Origin of the sequence: Bradyrhizobium agreste (assembly GCF_016031625.1) — a bacterium.
Classification (GTDB): Bacteria; Pseudomonadota; Alphaproteobacteria; order Rhizobiales; family Xanthobacteraceae; genus Bradyrhizobium; species Bradyrhizobium agreste.
This window is the reverse complement of record NZ_JACCHP010000007.1, coordinates 328,633-349,620: the sequence shown is the minus strand read 5'-3', so window position 1 is coordinate 349,620 and position 20,988 is coordinate 328,633. Positions and strand designations below refer to the sequence as shown.

The following is a 20,988-nucleotide window of genomic DNA, read 5'->3' as shown; positions in this document are numbered from 1 at the left end:
GGCGCGATGCCAAAGGACGATCGATGAGCGCCGGGTACTCACCGCAAGGCCAGAGCGTGCAGGCCGCTCCGTCGCCACCAGCCTGGCGCGAGCTGGCTGCGACCTTCTGCATCGCCATCGCGGCGATCGGTTCTGCGCCGGTTCTGCACCTCGCCAATCCGGCGCTGGCCATCACCATCGAGGTCCTGATCGGCATCGCCATCATCGTTGCGGTCCCGACCTGTGCGCCGGCCGTCGCGATCTTCGTCCTGTTCTTCCAGAACCTGTTCGTCTCCTTCCTGTCGCCGCTAGTCCCGCTGCCGTCCGATCTCGATTTCATCAAGGGTTACAATTTCCTGGTTTGCTCCGTGATGTGGCTGGCGACGTTTGCCCTCTACATGCTGGGCCAGAGGAATCAGTCGGCTGAAGTGAACAGGATCATGCGCTGGGGCGTCGTCACCCTGGCCGTGGTGTCGCTGTATTTCGCCATCGGCTTCGTCCAGGACGGACAGCCGGCGGCGGTCTATCTGCGCAACATCGTTCTGCCGTTGTTTCTGTTTCAGCTGTCGCTTCTGACCGCCGCGACCTATGAGGTGCGCATCACGCCGTTCCTGGTGACGCTCGCGGTCATCCTCATGCTGTGCGGCTATGTCGAGCTCGTCTTGCGCGATGTCTGGCTGGCCATCACCAACGGCTATACGTTCTGGGGCTTCGACGAGCTCAAGGCGACCCATTCGGGCGTCTGGGAGGCCCAGATGCGACAGACCGGCAACGTGCCCGTCACGCTCAAGGATCGCTTCAGCTTCGACTTCCTGAACACGCCTCTGCTCGAAGGCTTCGGCCTGTCGAAGATGCTGCGCATTCACGGTCCGAACATGCACCCGATCAGCTTCGCCTACGGGCTCGGCTTTCTCACCCTGTTCCTGTTCTCGGTCGGACGGCCGCTGCTCGCCCTGGCAGCCCTGCCGCTGCTGGTCTTCTGCAGCGTGAAGGGAGCGCTCATCACCGTCATCTTCGTGGCTGCGGGCTGGATCGGGACTCGCCTCATCGGTGCGGTCGCGACGTTGTTGCTGGGTTTCGTCGGCATGATCGCCTTTGCAATCCTGGCGATCCGCCTCGGCTTGCAGATCGGCGACTATCACGTCATCGGCCTGATGGGCGGCCTCGACGGATTCGTGCAGAGACCTTACGGCCGGGGCCTCGGCATCGGCGGCAATCTGTCGGACAGTTATTTTTCCATCGACTGGAGCGCTGCGCAGGCGGCCGGAACCATCGATGGCGCGGTCGAGAGCGCGATCGGCGTGCTCCTGTACCAGATGGGCGTTGCTTCCTTCGTGCTGCTGGCCTTCTATTTCGCGATCGCGCTCAAGGCCTGGCGCCTGTACGCGTCGTCGGGATATCTGACGCAGGGCCTCGCCGGCTTCGGCGTCCTGGTCGTTCTGCTCAACGGATTGTTTCAGGAAGAGGCCCTGTTCGCGCCGCTTGCGCTGGGCCTGATGCTCTCGCTCGCCGGCCTCGTCATCGGCAGTCATGCGAGGGTGCAGAGCGTTGCCAGCGAGGATGCCGGCCTCGCTCGGCTCACCGGCTACCAGCCCGTCACGTAAGCTGCCGGCGCGCCAACGGTCCTGCTCGACCCGCTGCTTTGACCGCGCCATCCAGGAACTTCCATTTTTTCCCGGCGTTGAACCGGACCCGCACAAGCGGTCGACGCACGCGATGAAGAATTTTTCCAACGCCGAGTTTTCTCCCGAGGTGATCGAGATCATGACGACCGCGCTGGAAGCTGCCGTTGCGACCCTGCCGGACCCCGTGCATTCCTCGCACGTCAACGCGCTCGCCGAATCCATCCTGCGCACCGCCAGCGCCGGCGAGCGGAACGTCGCCAACCTGCAAAGGATTGCCCTGATGGAGCTGCAACTGGCGCCGCGCAAGTGACGAGGCGGACATGAAGACACTGGTTGCCGCGATCATCGCGCTCTGTGCGACATCCTCGATCGCTTCGGCAAACGGCTGGAGGACCTACCGCATCCCGCAATCGGGAACCTCGGTCGACATTCCCGCCTCGATCTTCACCGAGCCGGCCGGCAAGCCCGACGGATATGGGCAGCAGTTTCGCAGCTCCGACGGCAGTGCGGACCTCACCGTTCAGGCCGTCGAGAACTGGCAAAATCTGTCGCCGGCCGAATTCCTCGCCAAGAAGAATCCACCGAGCGGGATCATTTACAAGCGGATCACGTCGAACTTCTTCGTGGTCTCCAGCATCAAGCGCGACAAGATCTGGTACGACCGCTGCAATTTCTCGCGCGGCTACGTGCACTGCGTTCTGATCAATTATCCAGCCGCCGAGAAGCGGCGATGGGATGCCGTCGTGACCCGGATCAGCCGCAGCCTGCGTGGCGGCTGAGCGAGGTCGCAAACGGAAAGAGCTGCCCGGACAAGCCGGACAGCAGGTCGTGAGGAATAGAGCCGCGCAATTCTAGCGCGCCGTCGTCGTCGTCCTCGACATGGTCGGCTTCGAGCCCGGCACATGCGACATGGTCTTGGTGGTCGAGCCGACTTCCTCGCCGGCCTTGACCTTGGTGCGCGTGTGCGAGCGGCTGAACGTGCCGCCCTCATGGGCCTGCGCGCGGGCGTTGGAATTCAGCACCGGACCGTTGCCCTTGTTCATGCTGACGCCGGTCTGCGTCTTGCCGCTGGTGGCAGCTGCGCTTCCGCCGGCGGCGATCGAGGAGCCGGTGCGGCCCGTCGCTGAGGTGGACGTGCCGCCGGTGCCGACGGTGGAAGCGGAGGTGCCGCCTGCTGCGGCCGAGCCGCCGCTGCCGCCGGTGATGCTGGTCTGCGCCAGCACTGGTGACGTGGCGGCAAGCAGAAGCGCGACCGCCGAGGTCGTAAGAAGCGTTCTCATGTTCAATCCTCTGTTCGATGGCTACTGGTGTTCAAGGCGACGAGGTCGAGACGGTGCAGCCGTTGACGGTGATGGTGCTGGCGCTGGTCGAGCCAGGCCCGCCCGCCGTCGACGAGGAGCTCGAGACGTGGCCGCCGCCCGCCTGCACGTGGACCGACGATCCGCCGGCCGAGCTCGAGCTCGACAGCGAACCGCTCGATGCGGTCGAGCCCGTCGTGCCGGAGCCCGATGCGCCGGCGGCCGTGATGCTGCCGTCCGCATGCTTCTCGACCTTGACCTTGCAGGTCTCGCCCGAACTCGTCTTGCCCGTCTTTTCGATGGTTTCTGCCGATGCGGCGCTGCCCATCAGGGCCAGCGCCGTGATCGCAACGATTGACTTGTTCATTGCGTCTCCTCCTCAACATGGACAAAGGGAGCGGCACCGTGCCGCTCCCCCGATCGGACTAGTTCTTGTCCTTCTTCCACTCGTCCTTGTTGTGGCCCTTGCCCTTTTCGAGGCCCATGTCGCTCGCGTGGCTACCGGACTTGCCGTCGCCCATGCCTGGCGATTTCGACGAACCGGACTGGCCAACGGTGGAGCCGCCTGCAGCGGAGCCGCCGGTGCCGACGCTGGACGAGCTCTTGCCGCTGCCCGCCGATGAACCACCGGTGCCGAGCGTCGAAGCCGAGCCGCTCCCCGAGCCACTGCCGGCCGCCGAGCCGCCGGTGCCGACGGTCGAAGAGCTGGTGCCGCCGCCCGCCGACGAGCCGCCGGTGCCGAGCGTCGATGCAGAGCCCGACCCGCTGCCGCCAGCCGAAGAGCCACCGGTGCCGACCGTCGAAGAGCTGGTGCCGCCGCCCGCCGATGAACCGCCGGTGCCGATCGTCGAGCTCGATTGCGCGACGGCGAGCGCCGTGCCGGCCAGCAGCGCGGCCGCAGCCGCAGAGAGCTTCAGGATCCTCATTCTCATTTCCTCCAAGTTTCCAAAAATCAGAGCGCCAATCAGGCACGGGATAAATTGGCAATTGCACAAACGTTCCCTTGTGTCCGACACGTTGACGCGTTTGTTGCGCTCGGAGTCAGTTCCGAGACGCGAAGCGTGTCGCCTCTTGTTCATCCGGCGTTCATCTGCTGCGGCCATGGCGTCGCGTTCGCTGCGATCACCAGCTCTCAGAATGCTCCGTCCGTCACCAGATGCGTGGAGAGACGAGAGGAAGCCGCGCGGGCATTCCGATTCGAATGTAGACCGGCTGCTCGCGCCGTGCGGCGTCGAGATGCCGGCGTGACGCCCCGGCTATCGCCTTTCAAGCAGCGCCAACGCGTTGCTTTCACCATGATCCGGCGAGTCGGCGGTGAAGAGGGGAGTGGAGACCGTCGCGGCGATCAGAGCGGACGTGTCGAAGATAATTTTCTCAGGCAGCGCCCGTGTGGAGCGGATGCGAATGGTGGTTCGATCGATGTCCGGGCCGGCAGCACGCGCCACGGACGGCGGCAGAGAGCGATCCAACAAGAAGAGCAGCGCCGCGACGAAACTGCTTGCAAATACGACGTATCGAACGATCGGCATCAGGCGCTACCGCAAACGAAGCTATTGAAAAAATGCACGGGCGGGCCGCCTCGACGGCCCGCCGTGCGCAGCAGTTAGTCAACCTCCTGAACGACCACGCGGGTGTCGGGATCGACCAACATCACGCGGCTGCCCGAATAGACGTAGCGGTACTTGGTGAGCGAGGGACCCCAGTCACTCGGGACGGGCGCGAGCTCGACGTCGCGCGGCACGGGCGAACCGACGACGATCTTTTCGCGCGTTTCGACCGGACGGATCTTGTGCTCGGTGACGTAGGAGCGGATCTTGGTCCGGTATTCCGGTTCGATCTGCACGGCCGCGCCGTGCCCGGCCCCGGTCGTCGTGGTGACGGTGGTCTGTGCCATCGCGCCCGTCGAGACGAGCAGAGCGGCAGCCGAAATCAACATGAGCTTCTTCATCGCGTTCTCCTTCGCCGCTGCATGCGGCGCTGCGATGAACTCGCGATCAGCTGCACCGTTCCGGGGAACCCGGAACGTTTGCCGCTTTCTCCCGTTCCTCCCCGGGGAGGTTCAACTGGAGGAGAGGAAAATGCCTGTATTGATTCTCTGGGCAGTGCCCGCCATCGTGGTCATCGGCGGCGGCATCTATCTCATTAGTCACATGCACTGAATGTGGAGGCCCCGGTTTCCAGGCAAAAGCAAGAAACCGGGGCCGCACATCCAATCACCTTCCATCGATCTCGGGATGTGGAGCATCACCGCTCTTGCACGCGTTGATCATGCCTGGCCAGTTCGGCCCTGGCTTTCTCATGCATGAAGCGATACGCACGCAGGTCGGCGCTTCGGTCGCGGAGTCGACATCGGCTTCCCGATCATCACATTGTCATGCTCCGGTCATCTCCGCTGCATCGTCCGTTGCTCTTGTCCCGCGCGCCAGAGCTTCGCTCCAATGACATCAAAGCGGAGCTCTGGATCTTGTTTGACGCGTTTTCGCGATGCGAGCCCGACGCCGCTTCGCTCGAAAACGCTCTGGGGAGAGCTGACATGCAATTGATCAGGACGATTTCGGCGGACCGCCGCGCTATGCTCAAGGGCCTTGCGGCAGCGGCCGTGGCGCCGCTTGCGGCGCCGGCTTTGGCCGCCGAGGGCCTCCCGCCGCAGCCCACCGGCCCGGCGGCCGCGATCGCCACCGACAAGTCCTATTGGGCGGCCGTGAAGGGGCTCTATGCCGTCACGCCCGACATCGTCAATTTCGAGAACGGCTATTGGGGCATCATGGCCGAGCCCGTGCGGCGCGAGTTCATCCGCCAGTCCGACATGGTCAATTATCAGAACACCTATTACGCGCGGCTGCGTGCGGGCGCAGATTTCGAGGCCGTGCGCACCAAGGTGGCGGCGGCGGTCGGCGCGCTCCCGGAGGAGATCGCGCTCACCCGCGGCGCCACCGAAGCGCTTCAGCTTCTCATCGGCGGCTACAACGGGTTGAAGCCGGGCGATGCGGTGCTCTATGCCGACCTCGACTATGATTCGATGCAATATGCGATGAACGCGCTGAAGACGCGCCGCGGCGTCGACGTGGTCAAGTTCGACGTGCCGGAGCCCGCCACCCGCCAGGCGGTGCTCGACGCCTATGCCCGTGCGATCGAGGCGAACCCGAAGACGAGGCTTCTGCTCCTGACCCATGTCAGCCACCGAACCGGCTTCGTCATGCCGGTCGCGGAGATCGCCCGCATGGCCAAGGCCAAGGGCATCGACACCATCGTCGATGCCGCCCATTCCTGGGGACAGCTCGACTTCCGGGTGAGCGAGCTCGAGGCCGATTTCGTCGGCTTCAACCTGCACAAATGGATCGGCGCGCCGCTCGGCGTCGGCTTCCTCTACATCAGGAAGGATCGCCTCGCGGCGATCGATCGCGACATGGGCGACGAGGATTTTCCGGAAAGCGACATCCGCTCGCGGGTGCATACCGGCACGGTCAATTTCGCCACGGTGCTGACGGTGCCGACGGCGCTGGCGCTGCATCAGGAGATCGGCGCGGCGGCCAAGCAGGCGCGCCTGCGCCATTTGCGCGATTATTGGGTGAGCCGCGTCCGCGGCTTCAAGGACATCGAGATCCTGACGCCGGATGAAGCCGGCTCCTATGGCGCGATCACGTCCTTCCGCCTCGCCGGCAAGACCGGCAAGGCCGACAACGAGGCCATCGTTGCGAAGCTTCGCGACAGCCACAGGATCATGACGGTGCGCCGCGCCGGCGTCGCCAGGGGCCAATGCATCCGCGTGACTCCGGCGCTCTTCACCGACGAGGCCGATCTCGACCGCCTCGTCGAGGCGCTGGCAATCATCACGGGGACGAAGACGGGGTGAGGGTCGCGGAAGCGGCGGCATCGCGCGTCAACAGCGGCCGGACGGTTGGATGAGGTCCCAGCGGTTGCCACACAGATCCTCGAAAACCGCCACGACGCCATAGGCCTCGTGCCGTCGCGGTCCGACGAAACGTACGCCCGCCGCCATCATGCGCGCATGATCGCGCTCGAAATCATCCGTTTCCAGGAAGAGGAAGACGCGCCCGCCGGTCTGGTCGCCGATGCGCGCCGTCTGCGCCGGACCGTCTGCCCGCGCCAGGAGCAGGCCAGAACCAGGATTGCCCCGCGGCCGCACCACCACCCAGCGCTTGCCGCCACCGAGCGGCGTGTCCTCGCAAAGCTCGAAGTTCAGGGCGCGCGTGAAGAAGGCGATCGCTTCGTCATAGTCGGCGACCACGACACTGACGAGTGACAGACGCTGATTCATCGCGCGACCCCGCGAATGGCGGCAAGCTTGCTATCGGGAAGAAGAGGGTAGCATGACGTCGATCCAGAGGGCGCGCCAATTCTGTTCTGACTGGGGTTGTTATTGGGTTACAAGACCAAGCGGTCAATGTCGCCGATTTGCGCCTGAGCCGCGACGGCATGCGTAGGAGACGGCTCGTGCCTCACGACAAGAAAGCCCTTCAGATCCTTCTCGATGCCTATTGGTCGCCAAGGGGCTGGAAGCGAGACGAGCCCGTCGATCGGGCGGATTTCGAATATGCCCGTCAAGCCGGTTACATGTTCGATTCTGTCACGGTGACGCACGACGACATGGTCGCACGACTCGTCTCCGTTCGTACCCGCATGAACCTGGAACGGGTCGCGGACGCCTTCCTGGCCAGCCTCAGCACCCGCCGGCTCGAGTTGCGCTCGGCGCTGGGCAGCTTCTCCTGTGCCGCGCAGTTTCCTCTTCATGGACTTCTCGAACAGGCCACTCGTCGAGCGCCCAGCGGCCGGCTGTATTGTGGTATCTGCGGGCGCTACGGCGACTCCGGCCCCGAGCAGCAAGACCTCAACATTCTGAACTTCGAGAGATGGAAATGGGGCGGCGTTCGTCACCTCGATCCCCTTTATTGTTGGTTCGACTTGGCACAGTTCGAAAAGATCGCTCAGGTCGCACCGACGCAGACGGACCATTCGATCCTCGCGCGGATCATCGACATTGCCTCTAACCTCGCTCCCGCGGCAAGGCCGGGCGAGCTGGAGTCGCGCATCAGCAGGGTGGTCAAGTCGAACAGCGCGGAGCGGCGCACCCTCATCCAGATTCTCGGCTATTGCGGCGTTCTCAAACCGGCAGGCCGAAACGGCTTCCTGCAGGCGTTCACGGCAGATGAGCTTCGAGACCGGCCTCCCGATCGCGCGAACGATTGGGCTTACCCGGTCATCTGGTGGCGAGGCGCGGATGGCGTCGACATGGATGCGCTCAGTCGCGTCTTCCCGAAAGTTGCAGCCATGGTGTGAGGACCTCAACCGCGGACTCACGCACCCAAATCGGCGATACGCCTCACCGCCACCCCAGCGCCGGCGCGACGTGCTTCAGGATCGCCTCGATCGCATGCGCGCAATAGTCGACGCCGAGCTGGTTCGGGATCGTCAGCAGCAGCGTATCGGCCTCGGTGATCGCCTCGTCCTCGTGCAGCTGTTCGATCAGCACGTCCGGCTCCGCCGCATAACTCCGGCCGAAGATCGCGCGGGTGCGCGGGTCGATGAAGCCGATCTGGTCTTCGCCGCGCTCGCCGCCGAAATAGGCGCGGTCGCGATCGTCGATCAGCGCGAAGATGCTGCGGCTGACGGAGACGCGGGGCTCGCGGCTGTGGCCGGCCTCCTTCCACGCCGCGCGATAGGCCCGGATCTGCGCCGCCTGCTGCACGTGAAAGGCCTCGCCGGTCTCGTCGTTCTTCAGCGTCGAGCTCTGCAGGTTCATGCCGAGCTTCGCCGCCCACATTGCGGTGGCGTTCGAGCCGGCGCCCCACCAGATCCGCTCGCGCAGGCCCGGCGCATGCGGCTCCAGGCGCAGCAGCCCCGGCGGATTGGGAAACATCGGCTGCGGATTGGGCTCGGCGAATCCTTCGCCGCGCAGCAGGTCGAGGAAGACTTCCGCATGGCGCCGCCCCATGTCGGCATCGCTCTGGCCTTCGGCCGGCCGATAGCCGAAATAGCGCCAGCCGTCGATCACCTGCTCGGGCGAGCCGCGGCTGATGCCGAGTTGCAGCCGTCCGCCGGCGATCAGATCGGCGCTGCCGGCGTCCTCCACCATGTAGAGCGGGTTCTCGTAGCGCATGTCGATCACGGCCGTGCCGATCTCGATTCGGCTGGTCTTGGCGCCGACCGCCGCGAGCAGCGGAAACGGCGAAGCCAGCTGCCGCGCGAAATGGTGGACGCGGAAATAGGCGCCGTCGGCGCCTAGCTGTTCGGCCGCGACGGCGAGCTCGATCGATTGCAGCAGCGTATCCGCCGCCGAGCGCGTCCGGGATTGCGGCGAGGGCGTCCAGTGCCCGAAGGAGAGAAATCCGATCTTTTTCATGGAAGGCAATCTAGCGATCATCGGCCGGTGGCGATACTCAGGCCGAGTAAAGATGTTGCGACGGAGCCAAATCTTTCGGGCGCTCTCGGTCTGTCGCCCCCCGCCGTCACGTTCACTAAGCCGCCTTCTTTCGGCTCGGCCTGATCAGGACATCTGCGGAGATGCCAAGGCGTTCGTGAAGGCGCCGGATCATCGTGATCGATAGCCCGCGTTTCCGGTTCAAGACCTCGGCGATGCGGGTGCGCGTCCCAATGATCTCTTCCAGGTCCCGCCGCGTGAGCCCTTGCTGCTCCATCCGAAACTTGATGGCCTCAATAGGGTCAGGTGGATCCATTGGATAATGCTCAGCCTCGTATGCATCGATCAGCGTCGCGAGCACATCCAGCCGGTCACCCTCTGGTGTGCCCGCCTTGGCGCCCCAGAGGCGCTCCACCTCCCTGAGGGCGGTCTCATAATCCCGCTTCGTCCGAATCGGCTTGATCTCAGTCCTCGCCATGTCGAACCTCCCTTACGTTGAACCTGTCGTAGTCTCGGTGCGTGCCGATCCATTTGATCCATACGATGCTCTTCTCGAAATCAATGGAGGCGACAAGTCGATAGTCGTTTCCCTTGATGTTGAAGACGATGCGATCTGCCGAGATGATGCTGGCGGTCGCGTAGCTGCGTTTGATGTCCGCGGCGCTGGACCACCGCGCCTTCTTGGCCTCATCGAACCATGCATCGAGGGCAGCTTTGAGAGCGGCGTGGTCCTTATATCCTCGCCGCGCCTCGACGAACTCCCGTAACGTACGCCGGGCTATGATCCGCATGCCTCACGCTAGCATGCGCCCAAAATGGGCGCAACGCCCATTCCCGCTACGAGGAGACGCGATACCCCGATTGCGGACCGAGGTGGCCGAACTACCGCGCCTCGGCGATCCTCGGTCCGGGTGACGGCATCTGCGCGTTGGTTGGCGATGGCCGGCTCGACGGCGAGACCAGGTCCGGCGATCGGGACGCGGCGTCGGGCGGGGCTCCTTGCGATGGTCGACGGGCCGCATTTGCCGGCAGCACGATCACCTTCGCACCGACTTTCACCCGCTCATAGAGGTCGACGACGTCCTCATTGGTCAGCCGGATACAGCCGGACGACACCCGCTTGCCGATCGTGTCGGGCTTGTTGGTGCCGTGAATTCGATATTCGGTCTCGCCGAGATACATCGCCCGGGCGCCGAGCGGATTGCCGGGGCCGCCCGCCATGAACCGCGGCAGATAAGGCTGACGCGAGACCATCTCCGCCGGCGGGCGCCAGTCCGGCCATTCGGCCTTGCGCGCCACGGTCTGCTCGCCGGACCACGCGAAGCCTTCGCGGCCCACACCGATGCCATAGCGCATCGCCTGCGTGTCGTTCAGGACGAGATAGAGGAATGTGTTGTTGGTATCGATGATCACGGTGCCCGGCGTCTGACGGCTGGCATAGTCGACCACCTGCCGGACCAAGGCTCCGGGACCATCCGCGTCGGCTTTGGGCGGTTCGACCAGCGGCGCCGGAGCCGGAATCGGAGCCGGCGCGGGCGCTGCATGAACCGGGGGTGCCACGTAGACCGGTGTTGACGATGCCATCGCCTGCGGCGCGGCTGGCTTCCGCACCGGTTGCTCGCGCCCCGGGCCAGCCAACAGGCCGTACCCCAACGCGGCAACGGCCACCGCACCAATTCCAACGCGCGCGGCCATCGGCAACGCGATCGTCTCGACCTTCCGGCGTTTGGCCCGCTTGCTCATGTCTTTTCCCAGGTGACCATACCCAGGAGAGGTACCCAGCAAGATTTAAGAAACTTCGAAACGATTTCGCTGGAACCGCCGGCGATGGTTAACGCCGCGCGCAGGCGTCGCGTGCGCTACACGAACAAGTCGTGTATCGGATGGTGCTCGGTGCCTCTTGCGTGATCGACCGCGCTTTGCTCCGCGTGCGAATGGCCGATCGGGTCTGCATCGAGCATCAGCGCCAGTTCAGCATGTCCGGTGCCGTGCAGACCATGTTCAGCCGGATCGGCGCCGGAGCCAACCTCGAGATGATCCGAATGTCTCGGCGCTGGCAGATCATTTTTGAAATCGAAAGAATCTCCGGCCCCGGGCGCGGCAGCCGTGCGTGCCGGACCTGAGTCATGCTGAGCCTGGTCGTTGCCGCCAGCCTTCTGGGTCGGCTCCGCATGCAAATTCTTTGAGGCGTCTGGATGTGCCTGGTGCAAGTCACGCTGGGGTTGGCCGGAACTGTGAGGGCTTCCCGGTCCATTATCATCGGTGTGCTGCTCCGCAGATGCGGAAGCCTCCTGCGAAGCGCGATGCGATTGCCCTTGATTTGATGCGTGGTCCGGTGGCCCATGCTCGGCATCCGGCTTGCCTGCTGCTGCGCCGTCTTCCGAAACGTGCAAATCACGCTGCGATTGTTCACGATCAAGCGCCTCTATCGCGGCCGACTGCGTCGTGCCGTGTTCGGCATTCCTCGCGCTTGTTGCGACCGCCTGTTCGATGCCGCCATCATCGCTCTGAGCGTCGATGGCACCGGATCCGACATGGGGATTGCTGCTGCCGCCGAAGCTGTCCTCGCGCGCCGCCGCATCGATGATCTGACGTTCGTCGCTTCTGGCGAACGCCTCGCCTCGGGCCGCCCCGAAGGCGAATGATCCATGGTCTATGTCGGAATCGGGCCAGGGCAGGCCGCCGAAGCCGTCGAAGTCGGGCCTGGCGGGACCATTGAGGGCGACCAGCTCGCCGCGGGCGTTTGCGTCAGCCCATGCAAAGACATCGCTCCGGCCGTCCCAAGCCGTGAGCGCCTGGGCGTGGCTGCTGAGGAGTTCGTAGATCGAAACTCCGACCGCCGTCATCATGAAGGTGCCGGCGTTGCTCAATCCTGGCCTCGCAAGGTTGAGGGCCGGCACCGTGATCGTGCTGCCGGCAACGTCAGCTCGGGGCCCGATGAGCTTGCTCGCCCGCGCAGGCATATCAGCCGGCGAATTCTCGACGCGAACGGCTTTGGCCGTTTTCTCCGGAGCAGCGGTGGCTTTTTGGGGGGTGATCTTGATGGTTACGACCGCGCCGGCGCCGTTCGCGGTCATGACCGTGACGCTGTCGGCATCCGCAGGATCGAGTGCGGCCGCGCTCGCGGATTGAAGGTCGTGGAGTGCTGCCCAAATCAGAGCCGCGAGCGCGCCGACCCCGCCGTAGAGGCGCGACAGGACGAACCGCGCGAGCTCCGTCCGGTTTTTGATGCCGAGCTGCGCAGATATCTGCTCGATCCGCGCCTCGACCCGGCCCGGCGCGACCTTGATCTGACGTGCAATCTCCTTGTTCGACATCCCGCTGGCGGCGAGGCGGATGATCTTGTGCTCCTGGTCCGTCAGTGCAGCCAGCCCCTTTCCGACAAAGGCGCCACGACCGGCTTTGCTGTCCGCCGCCGGCGCCACCAGCCTCAGGGACTGCAACAGGTTCTCGGGCTCCTCGCGCATCGGTATCGCCGTGCAGGCACCCGCGGCGATGGCCGCCGCGAGTTCGCCGCGCGCAATCGATGCGGTGTAGAAGACCAGCCGTGTGGGAAGGTTTTCGGCATTGACGGCGGCGAGCATTGCGGAAGCCGTCACGTCGGGAAATCCGTCCTCGACGAGCGCGACGTCCGGCCTCAATGTCCGGACGGCTTCGAGGCAATCGGCTCCATTGCTGCAGGACGCAACGATCTCGAAGTCGCGCTCGGTCGCAAACAGCGTCTCAAATCCCTGCAAGACGATCGGGCGGCGATCTGCGATCACGAGTCGGATACGACGCATCTGGTCTGGCTCGCCCGGCGTTCCCGTCTTGATTGGCCCAGCAAAGGCGACTGGGTCTTAGTGGTCACCTTCAAGAGCAGCGCGGCAACGCATACCACGTCGCTTGGTTCCGGTCGATTGATAAGGCGGTCGAATGATGCTCGTGGTTGCTTCGCGGCCCTCACTTGGCTGCCACGTGAACAGGCGATCAGAGACGCCACTGCCTACAGCGCTTCGAACTGCTTACAATTGCGCCTGCCGGACAAACTTGGACTGAGAAAGCCATCTACGACATCAACCTTATCGAGCCCGCAATGGGTCAGATGCGCCGTTTCGACCAGCGATCGGGCTCTCCCGGTTTACCCGCGATTCCGGACATCTCGCCGCGATGCACCAACGGAAGCGATGGGCCAATTCCCGACATCATCGCCTGCTTCATTCGATCACCTTGTCGGCACGAGTGAGAAAAGCAGTTGGTACAACTAGATCGAGCGCTTTCGCGGTCTTGAGGTTGAGCGCAAGCTCGATAATTGTGGGCCGCTCGACCGGGATTTGGGCGGGCTTTGCACCCCGCAGCAGCTTGACGAGCTGCGGCACAATAATCTGGGGGATCAGCGTCGCGACGCGTGGACCATAGGCGACGAGGCCGCCCCGGTCGGCGAATTCCGGCACGCCGTAGATAGCGGGCAGCCGGACCTTGGCGACATGCTCGATGATCAGCGAGTAGTTGACGAAGGTGAGCGGCGACTGGATGACGTTGAGGGCTTGAGCCTCGACCGCTCGCGCCGCGTCGATGGCTGGAATGATCTCCTCATTCCGACTGGCACGGTGGATCGATAGCGTGGCGCCACGTGACCCCGCGGCGGCAGCCAACGTCTCGAGCTGTGCAGGAGTCCTAGCGCTTGGATCGACCAGCGCGCCGATGCGACGAATGCCGGGCAGCATGTCGAACAGCATATCCTGGCGTTTGGTATCAATTTCGGGCGCTAGGATGCTGACCCCCGTAGTGTTGCCGCCGGGATGCGCCAGCGAGGCAACAAGTCGTTCCGCTACCAGATCACCCGAGTAAGCGCTGATCGGAATAGTCTTCGTCGCATCCTGCGCGGCTCGTGTACATTCCGGTCCGGCGGTGAAAATGACATCCGCCCCGGCTTTGACCGCCGCGCCCGCGACCGCGTCGGCGCGGCCCGGTGTTACGCCGAATTCGCCCACAACTTGGAGGTTGCCACCCTCGACGAACCCGGCGCGCCGCAACTCGTCGAATAGGATAGTCCAAAAGCCCTCACTGCGAGGCGATGGGACCACGAAGCCCAGACGATAGGTCCGTCCAGCCTCTTGCGCCCAACCCAGCGAAGACGCCACCAGTGTCGCAGCACCAAGTGTGGCAAGCACGGCACGGCGCGGCAGCATCATCCGGCTTCCATTCTCCGTCATTAGGGCGGCCCTCGCCTTGGACGCGCTTCCCTACGGTGCGCAATCGAAAGTTACTACGGCTTTAGGCCAACAGTCACGCGCCATGGGTCCGCTTCGGTTCAAAATGCGAAGACCTCAGACTGAGCAAATCCGGTCCGCTCTGGCTCAACGGGCGGACTTCCGACCGCCGCGGCGCAGCTTCGCCGGCCAGAAGCGGAGATGGCTTTGGGCTTGCAAAAATGCCTAGTTAAGCGCGTGGTCCATCTGCGGGCGCGGCGATGACGGACGCAGGCAATTATTCATCACTCGTCTTCGTTTGTCGCTTGCGCAACCGTCGCTCAATGACTTCGCCTAGTGGCGTATCCGGTGATTTGCGAAACGCCTTCAGTTTCTTCATTCGACCTTTGCGCAACGCTTGCGACTGGGCTTCGTCGGCGACCTCGTCCGCGACGGTCCCCTTCGCAGCGATGAGGGCTTGTCGCACCGCCCGCCGCTCATCCTGATGCGAGAGCTGCTTGCTGCGCGGAATATTCTTGCGACTGCTCTTCTGATTTTCGCCGTAGGTGTTTCGTCGGTCGTTTGCGTAGCTCAGCTGCTTCTTTTCCCGTGGAGTTTTGACCCTACTCACAGCTTGCCTCCGAGTAGACCGTCGATGACGGGGCCGCACGCCCTGCTCGCATTGATTGACAACCGCTCGCGGCACCATCGCTTGATAGCATTACGATTTGGTGGCGCCAAGTCCGCCTGGGGCCAAAGGCTGACGGCTCGCAAGCTGCGCTGCCACGTCAGCAATGAGGTCATGAGTGGACTTGGGTCTCCCCAGCTGCGTCTGTTTCCCCACGGCGACTGAAGGCAAAGCAGCATGACCGGGCGCTGCCGACGACGGATTTATTGGCTTGCCGATGCCGCAGCGCTCGCCACATATTTCGTATAGAATTCGGCGACCCGGCCGCGCCACATGCCGACAAACGCCTCCGAGGTCACGTTGTCCACCGACTTCCAGGTCCGCTTGAAGGCCGGAAGTGCATTGCCCCAGATCGCGCGTTTGCACCACCTCTCACCCTTTTCCTTGCCTTCGCTGCTGGCGCACATGGATTTCCAGGCGAGGCGAGCGGGCTTGCTGATGTGCTCAGCGGCGCCTTCCCAGCCCTGCTGATGGATCAGGTAGAGATCGCTCATATCCGGCTTGCGGTGCGTGATCCACTCGAACTGGACGCCCTCGGTAATGATTTTGTAGGCGGCCGCAACGGCGTTATCCCGCGGACTGCGTATCTGCCCGAAGCCGAACTTGCCGAACTCGTAATGGCTCAGCTGAAACAGCCCGATATACGACCCGGTGCGTTGATTGGGGTTGAAACCGGATTCGATCTTGGCAACCGCCATCATGAAATTGACATCGAGACCAAACGCGTCGGACGCGCGCTTGATCTCCTCAGTCGGCGTTCCGACCGGAATGTCCTTGAACGCACGCAAGACGATCTCCGCCGGTTTCTCGGCGGGCGGCAGTTCAGACCAGACGTAGTAGACCAGATAACGGAAATCCTGCGTCGACGCCGCTTTCGGAGCATCGTTGGATGCCTCCCGTTGCGGCGGCAGCGGTTGGACGACATCCTGTCCCAACGACGCCAATCTTGGCGCGACGGGTTCATCGACCATCTCGGCTTCGGTGCGGAGCGGCTTGGCGCCTGCTGACGTCACCGCGTCAAGCTCTGCTCGTTCAGCCCGAAGCGCTGCCGCGAGTCTGGCGGCTGCCTCTGCGTAGACGGCAGGCGTCACCACGTTCGCAGGAGCCGCTGGGCGCACTGCAGCCGGTATGCTCGCAGCTGCTTCCGGCATGACATCCGGCAAGTTCGCGACCGGTCTGTTGGCGGCGGCCAGATAAAGTCCCGCGGATGCGACAACAGCCACGATGCAGCCGGTTTGCCAGACCTTCATTGCCTGAAGTCTACGGATGGCTTCTGGACGAAGGCTGTTGGCATGGTCCTGCGGCCTGTGAGTGAGTACTCTTCGTAGAATCTTAAGGTTTAAATGTGGTGAACGAGGGCAGGCGTTGTGCCTCGCAGCTCGATGTATCCCCCATTGAGGCCCTTTGGGGCATCAGCGGCCGCTGTAGGGAGACGCTCGGGGGGCTATAGGTCATGGGCGCCCCTTCGGAGTGCGGGCCGGCTGCTTCCGGTCTACACCTATGACCCGACCACCGGGGACGCTGCCTAGACTTCGCAGAAGGGCCACAAGCAGATGAGAAATCTTGATTCAGTAGCAGCCGTCGAAGAGCTTAGGAGGAAGCCCACCATCCGTCGGGAAATGGCTCGAGCAACGTCCAATCGATCGGGTTGTCGTTCTGAGGAACCCTGTGACCTCCTGTATTTCTGCTTAGTGGCGTGTAGCGACGGAGGCGGACAGACAGGGTGCCAAGATCACGACCTCGGAGGCGGCGCGAAGCATGGCGTCTAGGGCGCAATGCAGGCGCACCTCGGGCCACGCGCTCTGCATCTTCGACTAGACTTCGAAGGTCTTCCAGTTCTGAGAGCTGAGAGGCAAGCTCGCCAAGTCGTTGCAGATAAGGCATTGCGCGAAATCTTCGCATAAATGTCCTCCACAGTACTAAAAAGCACTACTCGGACGGCTTCGATGCAGCCGGGATAAAGTGGTAATCTACCATCGCTAGAAATCGGCCTTCAATACGTCAGGCCCGTTGCCCCATACGAGAACTATCGCCTTCGAACGCCTGCAGCAGCGAAAGGCAGCTTAGGCTAAGGCTGTCCTCGGCAGCCGCACGACGGCTTCCGTCCAGCCTTCGAAAGAGGACGGTGCGAGGCCAAGAACGGAAGGCAGCCTCGGGCCAAAAGCTGCCCTTCCTTCGCGCTCAACTCGTGACGTTTCATCGCGCCCAGCGCACGCCATCTTGAGATAGACTGAAGCACCTAGCGCTGAAGACGAGAGCCGGGAGGAGCCCATGGACGTCGGGGCCTGGCTGTGTGGTCTGGGGCTGGGACAGTACGAACACGCGTTCCGGGAGAACGACATTGATGCCGAGGTCCTCATGGACCTTACGGCCGAGGATCTGATTGGACTCGGCGTGGCCTCCATAGGCCATCGCCGCAAGCTGCTCGCCGCCATTGCAGCCCTGCGCGCCGGCTCAATATCTGCGACCATCCCTGTTACGGCCGCACCTACCGCTGTCTCCGAAAAGGCCGCGCCTGCACCGGAGGCGGAGCGCCGTCAGCTCACGGTGATGTTCGTCGATCTGGTCGACTCGACCGCACTCGCGGCGCGGCTCGATCCGGAGGAAATGGCCGAACTCCTCCGTGCCTATCAGAGCGCAGTGGCGGCCGCGATCGCGCGGTTCGAAGGGCATGTGGCGAAGTACATGGGCGACGGTGTGCTGGCCTATTTCGGCTATCCGCGCGCCCATGAGGATGAAGCCGAACGCGCCGTGCGGGCCGGCCTCGCCGCGGTCGCGGCGATGCACGGTTTGGGATCGGCGCATGGCAAGACGCTGGCGGCCCGTGTCGGCATCGCGACCGGTCCGGTGGTTGTTGGCGAGTTGATCGGCGAAGGCGCGGCGCGCGAGGAGACGGTGGTCGGCGACACGCCAAACCTCGCGGCGCGGCTGCAAACCCTGGCCGAGCCGGGCACGGTGGTGATCTCCACCCGCACCCGCGAGCTCATTGGCGGGCTGTTTGAACTCGCCGAACTCAGCGTGCAGATCTTGAAGGGGTTTCCCGTTCCGGTGCGGGCGTGGCGTGTGATCGGGGAAGGCGCCGCCGAGAGCCGGTTCGAGGCGTTGCACGGGGCCGGCCTGACACCGCTGGTCGGTCGCGAGCATGAGATTGGTCTCCTGCTCGAGCACTGGGAGCGAGCCAAGGAGGGGGATGGCCAGGTTGTACTGCTAACGGGCGAGCCTGGCATCGGCAAGTCGCGCCTCGTGCGGGCGCTGCGCGGACGGCTTGCAAATGAGCCGCACACCGCACTGAGCCATTACTGTTCACCGCACCATCAGACCAGCCCTCTTAATCCGGTCATCGGCCTGCTGGAGCGGGCGGCGGGCTTCGCCGCGGACGATCCCGCCGCGGCGCGTCTCGACAAGCTCGAGGCGCTGCTTGCGCTGTCTTCCGATGATGTCACCAAGGTCGCGCCGCTGTTGGCGGCAGTGCTGTCGCTCGAAACGAATACGCGCTACCCGCCGCTCGAGATGAGCCCGCATCGGCAGAAGGAGCGAACGCTCGAGGCGCTGGTCGATCAGGTGTTGGGCCTCGCAAGGCACCGCCCGGTTCTGGCCCTCTATGAGGACGTGCACTGGGCCGATCCGACGTCGCTCGAGCTGCTCGATCTCCTAGTCGACCGGGTGCAAGGCGCCCCCGTGCTCGTCCTCATCACCTTCAGGCCCGAGTTCGCGCCGCCCTGGACGCGCCATGCCCACGTCACTGCGCTGACCCTCAGCCGGTTGAGCCGCCGGCAGGGCGCGGCCATCGTTGCGCGGCTGAGCGGCGGCAAAGCGCTGCCGGCTGCGGTGCTCGACCAGATCGTCGCCAAGACCGATGGCGTGCCGCTGTTCGTCGAGGAACTGACGCGGACTGTGCTGGAGACCAATCTGCTCCGCGATGAAGGCGACCATTACGCGCTCACGGGGCCGCTGCCGCCCATGGCGATCCCAACCACGCTCCAGGAGTCGCTGTTGGCCCGGCTCGACCGGCTCGCCCCGGCCCGTGAGGTGGCCCAGGTCGCGGCCGCTATTGGCCGGGAGTTCTCTCACGAACTGCTCGCGATGACGGCGCAGTTGTCGGAGAGCGAATTGCAGGCGGCATTGGATGACCTCGTCGGCTCGGGCCTGGTGTTCCGGCGTGGGACGCCGCCTCAGGCGACCTACAGCTTTAAGCATGCGCTTGTGCAGGACGCCGCCTATGCGACCCTGGTGCGCCCGAAGCGGCAGCGCTTGCACGCCCGGATCGCCGCGGCGCTCGAGCAGCATTTTTCGGAGACGGGGCAGACACAGCCGGAGCTTCTGGCTCATCATTTCTCAGAGGCCGGACTGATTGCACCGGCAATCGATCATTGGTTGAAGGCAGGACAAGCAGAGATCGCGCGCTCGGCCACAGCAGAGGCGATCACGCAACTTAGCAAGGGGCTCGAACTGATCCCGGCTCTCTCCGACGACGCCGCACGATGGCGGCGGGAACTCGAACTGGAAGTTGCGCTCGGTGTCGCGCTGATGGCTGCGAAGGGCTGGGCGGCACCAGAGGTCGGGCAGGCCAACGCACGCGCCCGAGACTTGTGCGAGCGTCTTGGCGACACGTCGCGGCTCTTTCCTGTGCTCTATGGGGAGTGGGTTTTTCACGTCGTCAGGGCGGAGCTCGAGGCCGGTCGGACGGCAGGCGAGGATTTACTCCGCCGTGCCCAGGAACAGAATGACGTCGCTGCCGAAACCATTGGCAACCGCATCGTCGGAACCGCTGAATTGCTTCGCGGCGAGTTAGCGGCTGCTCGCGACCATCTGGAGCGGACGCTCGCTCTCTACGATCCCTCCGCGCATCGGTCGCTCGCCTTCCTGTTCGCGCAGGATCCGCGCGTGGCGGGACTGTCCGTTCTGTCTTGGGGATTGTTCGCCCTCGGCTATCCCGAGCAGGCGCAGGCGAGGAGCGAACAGGCATTGACAGACGCGAAGGAGTTGTCCCATCGCAATACCCTCGGCTATGCCCTGCTTTACGGCTGCATCCTGTCGCAGCTCCGCCACGACATAGACGAGGCCCGAGATCGGGCGAATGCGCTGATCGCACTTGCAGCCGAGCAGGATTCCCCACACTTCCTCGGAGCCGGCATCATCATTCGTGGCTGGACGCTGGGCGAGGTTGGGGATTTTGGGGCTGGCATCGCGCAGATCCGAGATGGGCTTGCGACGTGGCAGGCCACCGGAGCGGGTTTCCTGGTGCCCTATTTCCGAAGCCTGCTGGCCGAGGTCCACGGCCGGTCGGGCGCTGTGAACGAGGGCTTGGATCTCATGACCGAAGCGCTCGACCGAGTGGAAGAAACCGGCGAGCGGTGGTTCGAGGCCGAGCTCCATCGGATGTTGGGCGAGCTGATGCTACGGCTGCCGAGGCAAGATCCGACCGCCGCGGAAGCACGGTTCGAACATGCCGCTGCAACCGCGCGCCAGCAAGGCGCCAAGCTCTGGGAGTTGCGCGCAACGCTATGCCTTGCACGACTTTGGATGCAACAGCGCCGGCGCGGCGAGGCTCACGATCTACTCAGTCCGCTCTATGGCCAGTTCACTGAGGGCTTTGGGACACCGGATCTCCAGGCTGCTAGAGTACTACTTCGAGAGATCACTGCCAGCTCCGAGCCGAAGAACCCGATCCCAGGTCCCAGCAGTTAGTTCTGCATACGAGCATCGCAGCTCCCCTACCGTGGCGGCTCCGGGTCAAAGGCTGCCTAGTCACCTTTCATGCCGGTGTTCGGGTTAGCTTCGGAAAGCGGACATCTCGGCGCGCTGACTTAAGGTCAGCCACGGGGCCAGCAGGCGACGCCGCTTGAGT

At 64.1% G+C, this 20,988-nt stretch carries 21 protein-coding genes; 7 read left to right on the top strand and 14 right to left on the bottom strand.

The window, feature by feature from the left end; genetic code table 11:
- The first annotated feature begins 23 nt into the window (after positions 1-23).
- The 3 genes from HZZ13_RS13260 to HZZ13_RS13250 all read left to right on the top strand — a co-directional run bounded on the left by HZZ13_RS13260 (position 24) and on the right by HZZ13_RS13250 (position 2,383).
- Positions 24-1,583 (top strand): hypothetical protein, encoded by a 1,560-nt coding sequence (locus HZZ13_RS13260; protein WP_197960024.1) that lies wholly within the window; start codon positions 24-26, stop codon positions 1,581-1,583.
- 112 nt (positions 1,584-1,695) lie between these two features.
- Complete coding sequence (locus tag HZZ13_RS13255; RefSeq protein ID WP_197960148.1) at positions 1,696-1,914, top strand: hypothetical protein; 219 nt, start codon at positions 1,696-1,698, stop codon at positions 1,912-1,914.
- A gap of 10 nt (positions 1,915-1,924) precedes the next feature.
- Positions 1,925-2,383 carry a hypothetical protein gene (locus tag HZZ13_RS13250; RefSeq protein WP_197960023.1) on the top strand — a complete coding sequence of 153 codons (459 nt, stop codon included), beginning with the start codon at positions 1,925-1,927 and terminating at the stop codon, positions 2,381-2,383.
- A gap of 72 nt (positions 2,384-2,455) precedes the next feature.
- Here the strand turns inward: HZZ13_RS13250 and HZZ13_RS13245 are convergent, their stop codons facing one another.
- The 5 genes from HZZ13_RS13245 to HZZ13_RS13225 all read right to left on the bottom strand — a co-directional run bounded on the left by HZZ13_RS13245 (position 2,456) and on the right by HZZ13_RS13225 (position 4,850).
- Positions 2,456-2,884, bottom strand: coding sequence for a hypothetical protein (locus HZZ13_RS13245; RefSeq protein WP_197960022.1), 429 nt, complete (start codon positions 2,882-2,884; stop codon positions 2,456-2,458).
- A 31-nt stretch (positions 2,885-2,915) separates the two neighbouring features.
- Positions 2,916-3,269 (bottom strand): hypothetical protein, encoded by a 354-nt coding sequence (locus tag HZZ13_RS13240; protein ID WP_197960021.1) that lies wholly within the window; start codon positions 3,267-3,269, stop codon positions 2,916-2,918.
- A gap of 58 nt (positions 3,270-3,327) precedes the next feature.
- Positions 3,328-3,828 (bottom strand): hypothetical protein, encoded by a 501-nt coding sequence (locus HZZ13_RS13235; RefSeq protein WP_197953092.1) that lies wholly within the window; start codon positions 3,826-3,828, stop codon positions 3,328-3,330.
- A 330-nt stretch (positions 3,829-4,158) separates the two neighbouring features.
- A complete protein-coding gene (locus HZZ13_RS13230) occupies positions 4,159-4,431 on the bottom strand; it encodes a hypothetical protein (protein ID WP_197960020.1) in 273 nt (90 codons plus the stop codon).
- 74 nt (positions 4,432-4,505) lie between these two features.
- Positions 4,506-4,850: a DUF1236 domain-containing protein gene (locus HZZ13_RS13225; protein WP_197960019.1), complete on the bottom strand. Its 345-nt coding sequence runs from the start codon at positions 4,848-4,850 to the stop codon at positions 4,506-4,508.
- Here HZZ13_RS13225 and HZZ13_RS13220 point away from each other — a divergent pair.
- Together HZZ13_RS13220 and HZZ13_RS13215 are read left to right on the top strand one after the other, a co-directional pair.
- Positions 4,837-5,061, top strand: a complete 225-nt coding sequence (locus HZZ13_RS13220; RefSeq protein ID WP_197960018.1) for a hypothetical protein — start codon at positions 4,837-4,839, stop codon at positions 5,059-5,061. The two genes, HZZ13_RS13225 and HZZ13_RS13220, sit on opposite strands and share 14 nt — an antisense overlap.
- 374 nt (positions 5,062-5,435) lie before the next feature.
- On the top strand, positions 5,436-6,755 hold the full coding sequence (locus HZZ13_RS13215; RefSeq protein ID WP_197960017.1) for an aminotransferase class V-fold PLP-dependent enzyme: 1,320 nt from the start codon (positions 5,436-5,438) through the stop codon (positions 6,753-6,755).
- Positions 6,756-6,782: 27 nt separating this feature from the next.
- Here the strand turns inward: HZZ13_RS13215 and HZZ13_RS13210 are convergent, their stop codons facing one another.
- Entirely contained in the window at positions 6,783-7,181 is a 399-nt protein-coding gene (locus HZZ13_RS13210) for a VOC family protein (protein WP_197960016.1), read from the bottom strand.
- A 176-nt stretch (positions 7,182-7,357) separates the two neighbouring features.
- Here HZZ13_RS13210 and HZZ13_RS13205 point away from each other — a divergent pair, with 176 nt between their 5' ends.
- A complete protein-coding gene (locus HZZ13_RS13205) occupies positions 7,358-8,200 on the top strand; it encodes a hypothetical protein (RefSeq protein WP_197960015.1) in 843 nt (280 codons plus the stop codon).
- 43 nt (positions 8,201-8,243) lie between these two features.
- On the opposite strand, the gene HZZ13_RS13200 is transcribed toward HZZ13_RS13205, so the two are convergent.
- From HZZ13_RS13200 to HZZ13_RS13165, 8 genes are all read right to left on the bottom strand, one after another.
- A complete protein-coding gene (locus HZZ13_RS13200; RefSeq protein ID WP_197960014.1) occupies positions 8,244-9,263 on the bottom strand; it encodes an LLM class flavin-dependent oxidoreductase in 1,020 nt (339 codons plus the stop codon).
- Positions 9,264-9,378: 115 nt separating this feature from the next.
- Entirely contained in the window at positions 9,379-9,759 is a 381-nt protein-coding gene (locus tag HZZ13_RS13195; protein ID WP_197960013.1) for a helix-turn-helix domain-containing protein, read from the bottom strand.
- Positions 9,746-10,072, bottom strand: coding sequence for a type II toxin-antitoxin system HigB family toxin (locus HZZ13_RS13190; protein WP_197960012.1), 327 nt, complete (start codon positions 10,070-10,072; stop codon positions 9,746-9,748). Before HZZ13_RS13190 ends, HZZ13_RS13195 begins: the two co-directional genes overlap by 14 nt.
- A 91-nt stretch (positions 10,073-10,163) precedes the next feature.
- Positions 10,164-11,024, bottom strand: a complete 861-nt coding sequence (locus tag HZZ13_RS13185; RefSeq protein ID WP_197960011.1) for a L,D-transpeptidase — start codon at positions 11,022-11,024, stop codon at positions 10,164-10,166.
- Positions 11,025-11,140: 116 nt separating this feature from the next.
- On the bottom strand, positions 11,141-13,045 hold the full coding sequence (locus tag HZZ13_RS13180) for a LuxR C-terminal-related transcriptional regulator (protein ID WP_197960010.1): 1,905 nt from the start codon (positions 13,043-13,045) through the stop codon (positions 11,141-11,143).
- A 432-nt stretch (positions 13,046-13,477) separates the two neighbouring features.
- The gene (locus tag HZZ13_RS13175) at positions 13,478-14,455 is read right to left on the bottom strand and encodes an ABC transporter substrate-binding protein (RefSeq protein ID WP_197960009.1); all 978 of its coding nucleotides are present in this window, start codon (positions 14,453-14,455) and stop codon (positions 13,478-13,480) included.
- A 295-nt stretch (positions 14,456-14,750) separates the two neighbouring features.
- On the bottom strand, positions 14,751-15,083 hold the full coding sequence (locus HZZ13_RS13170) for a hypothetical protein (RefSeq protein WP_197960008.1): 333 nt from the start codon (positions 15,081-15,083) through the stop codon (positions 14,751-14,753).
- 260 nt (positions 15,084-15,343) lie between these two features.
- Complete coding sequence (locus tag HZZ13_RS13165) at positions 15,344-16,390, bottom strand: lysozyme family protein (protein ID WP_197960007.1); 1,047 nt, start codon at positions 16,388-16,390, stop codon at positions 15,344-15,346.
- A 1,021-nt stretch (positions 16,391-17,411) separates the two neighbouring features.
- On the opposite strand from HZZ13_RS13165, the gene HZZ13_RS13160 reads away from it, so the two are divergent.
- Positions 17,412-20,828 carry an AAA family ATPase gene (locus tag HZZ13_RS13160; RefSeq protein ID WP_197960006.1) on the top strand — a complete coding sequence of 1,139 codons (3,417 nt, stop codon included), beginning with the start codon at positions 17,412-17,414 and terminating at the stop codon, positions 20,826-20,828.
- Positions 20,829-20,988: the final 160 nt, after the last annotated feature.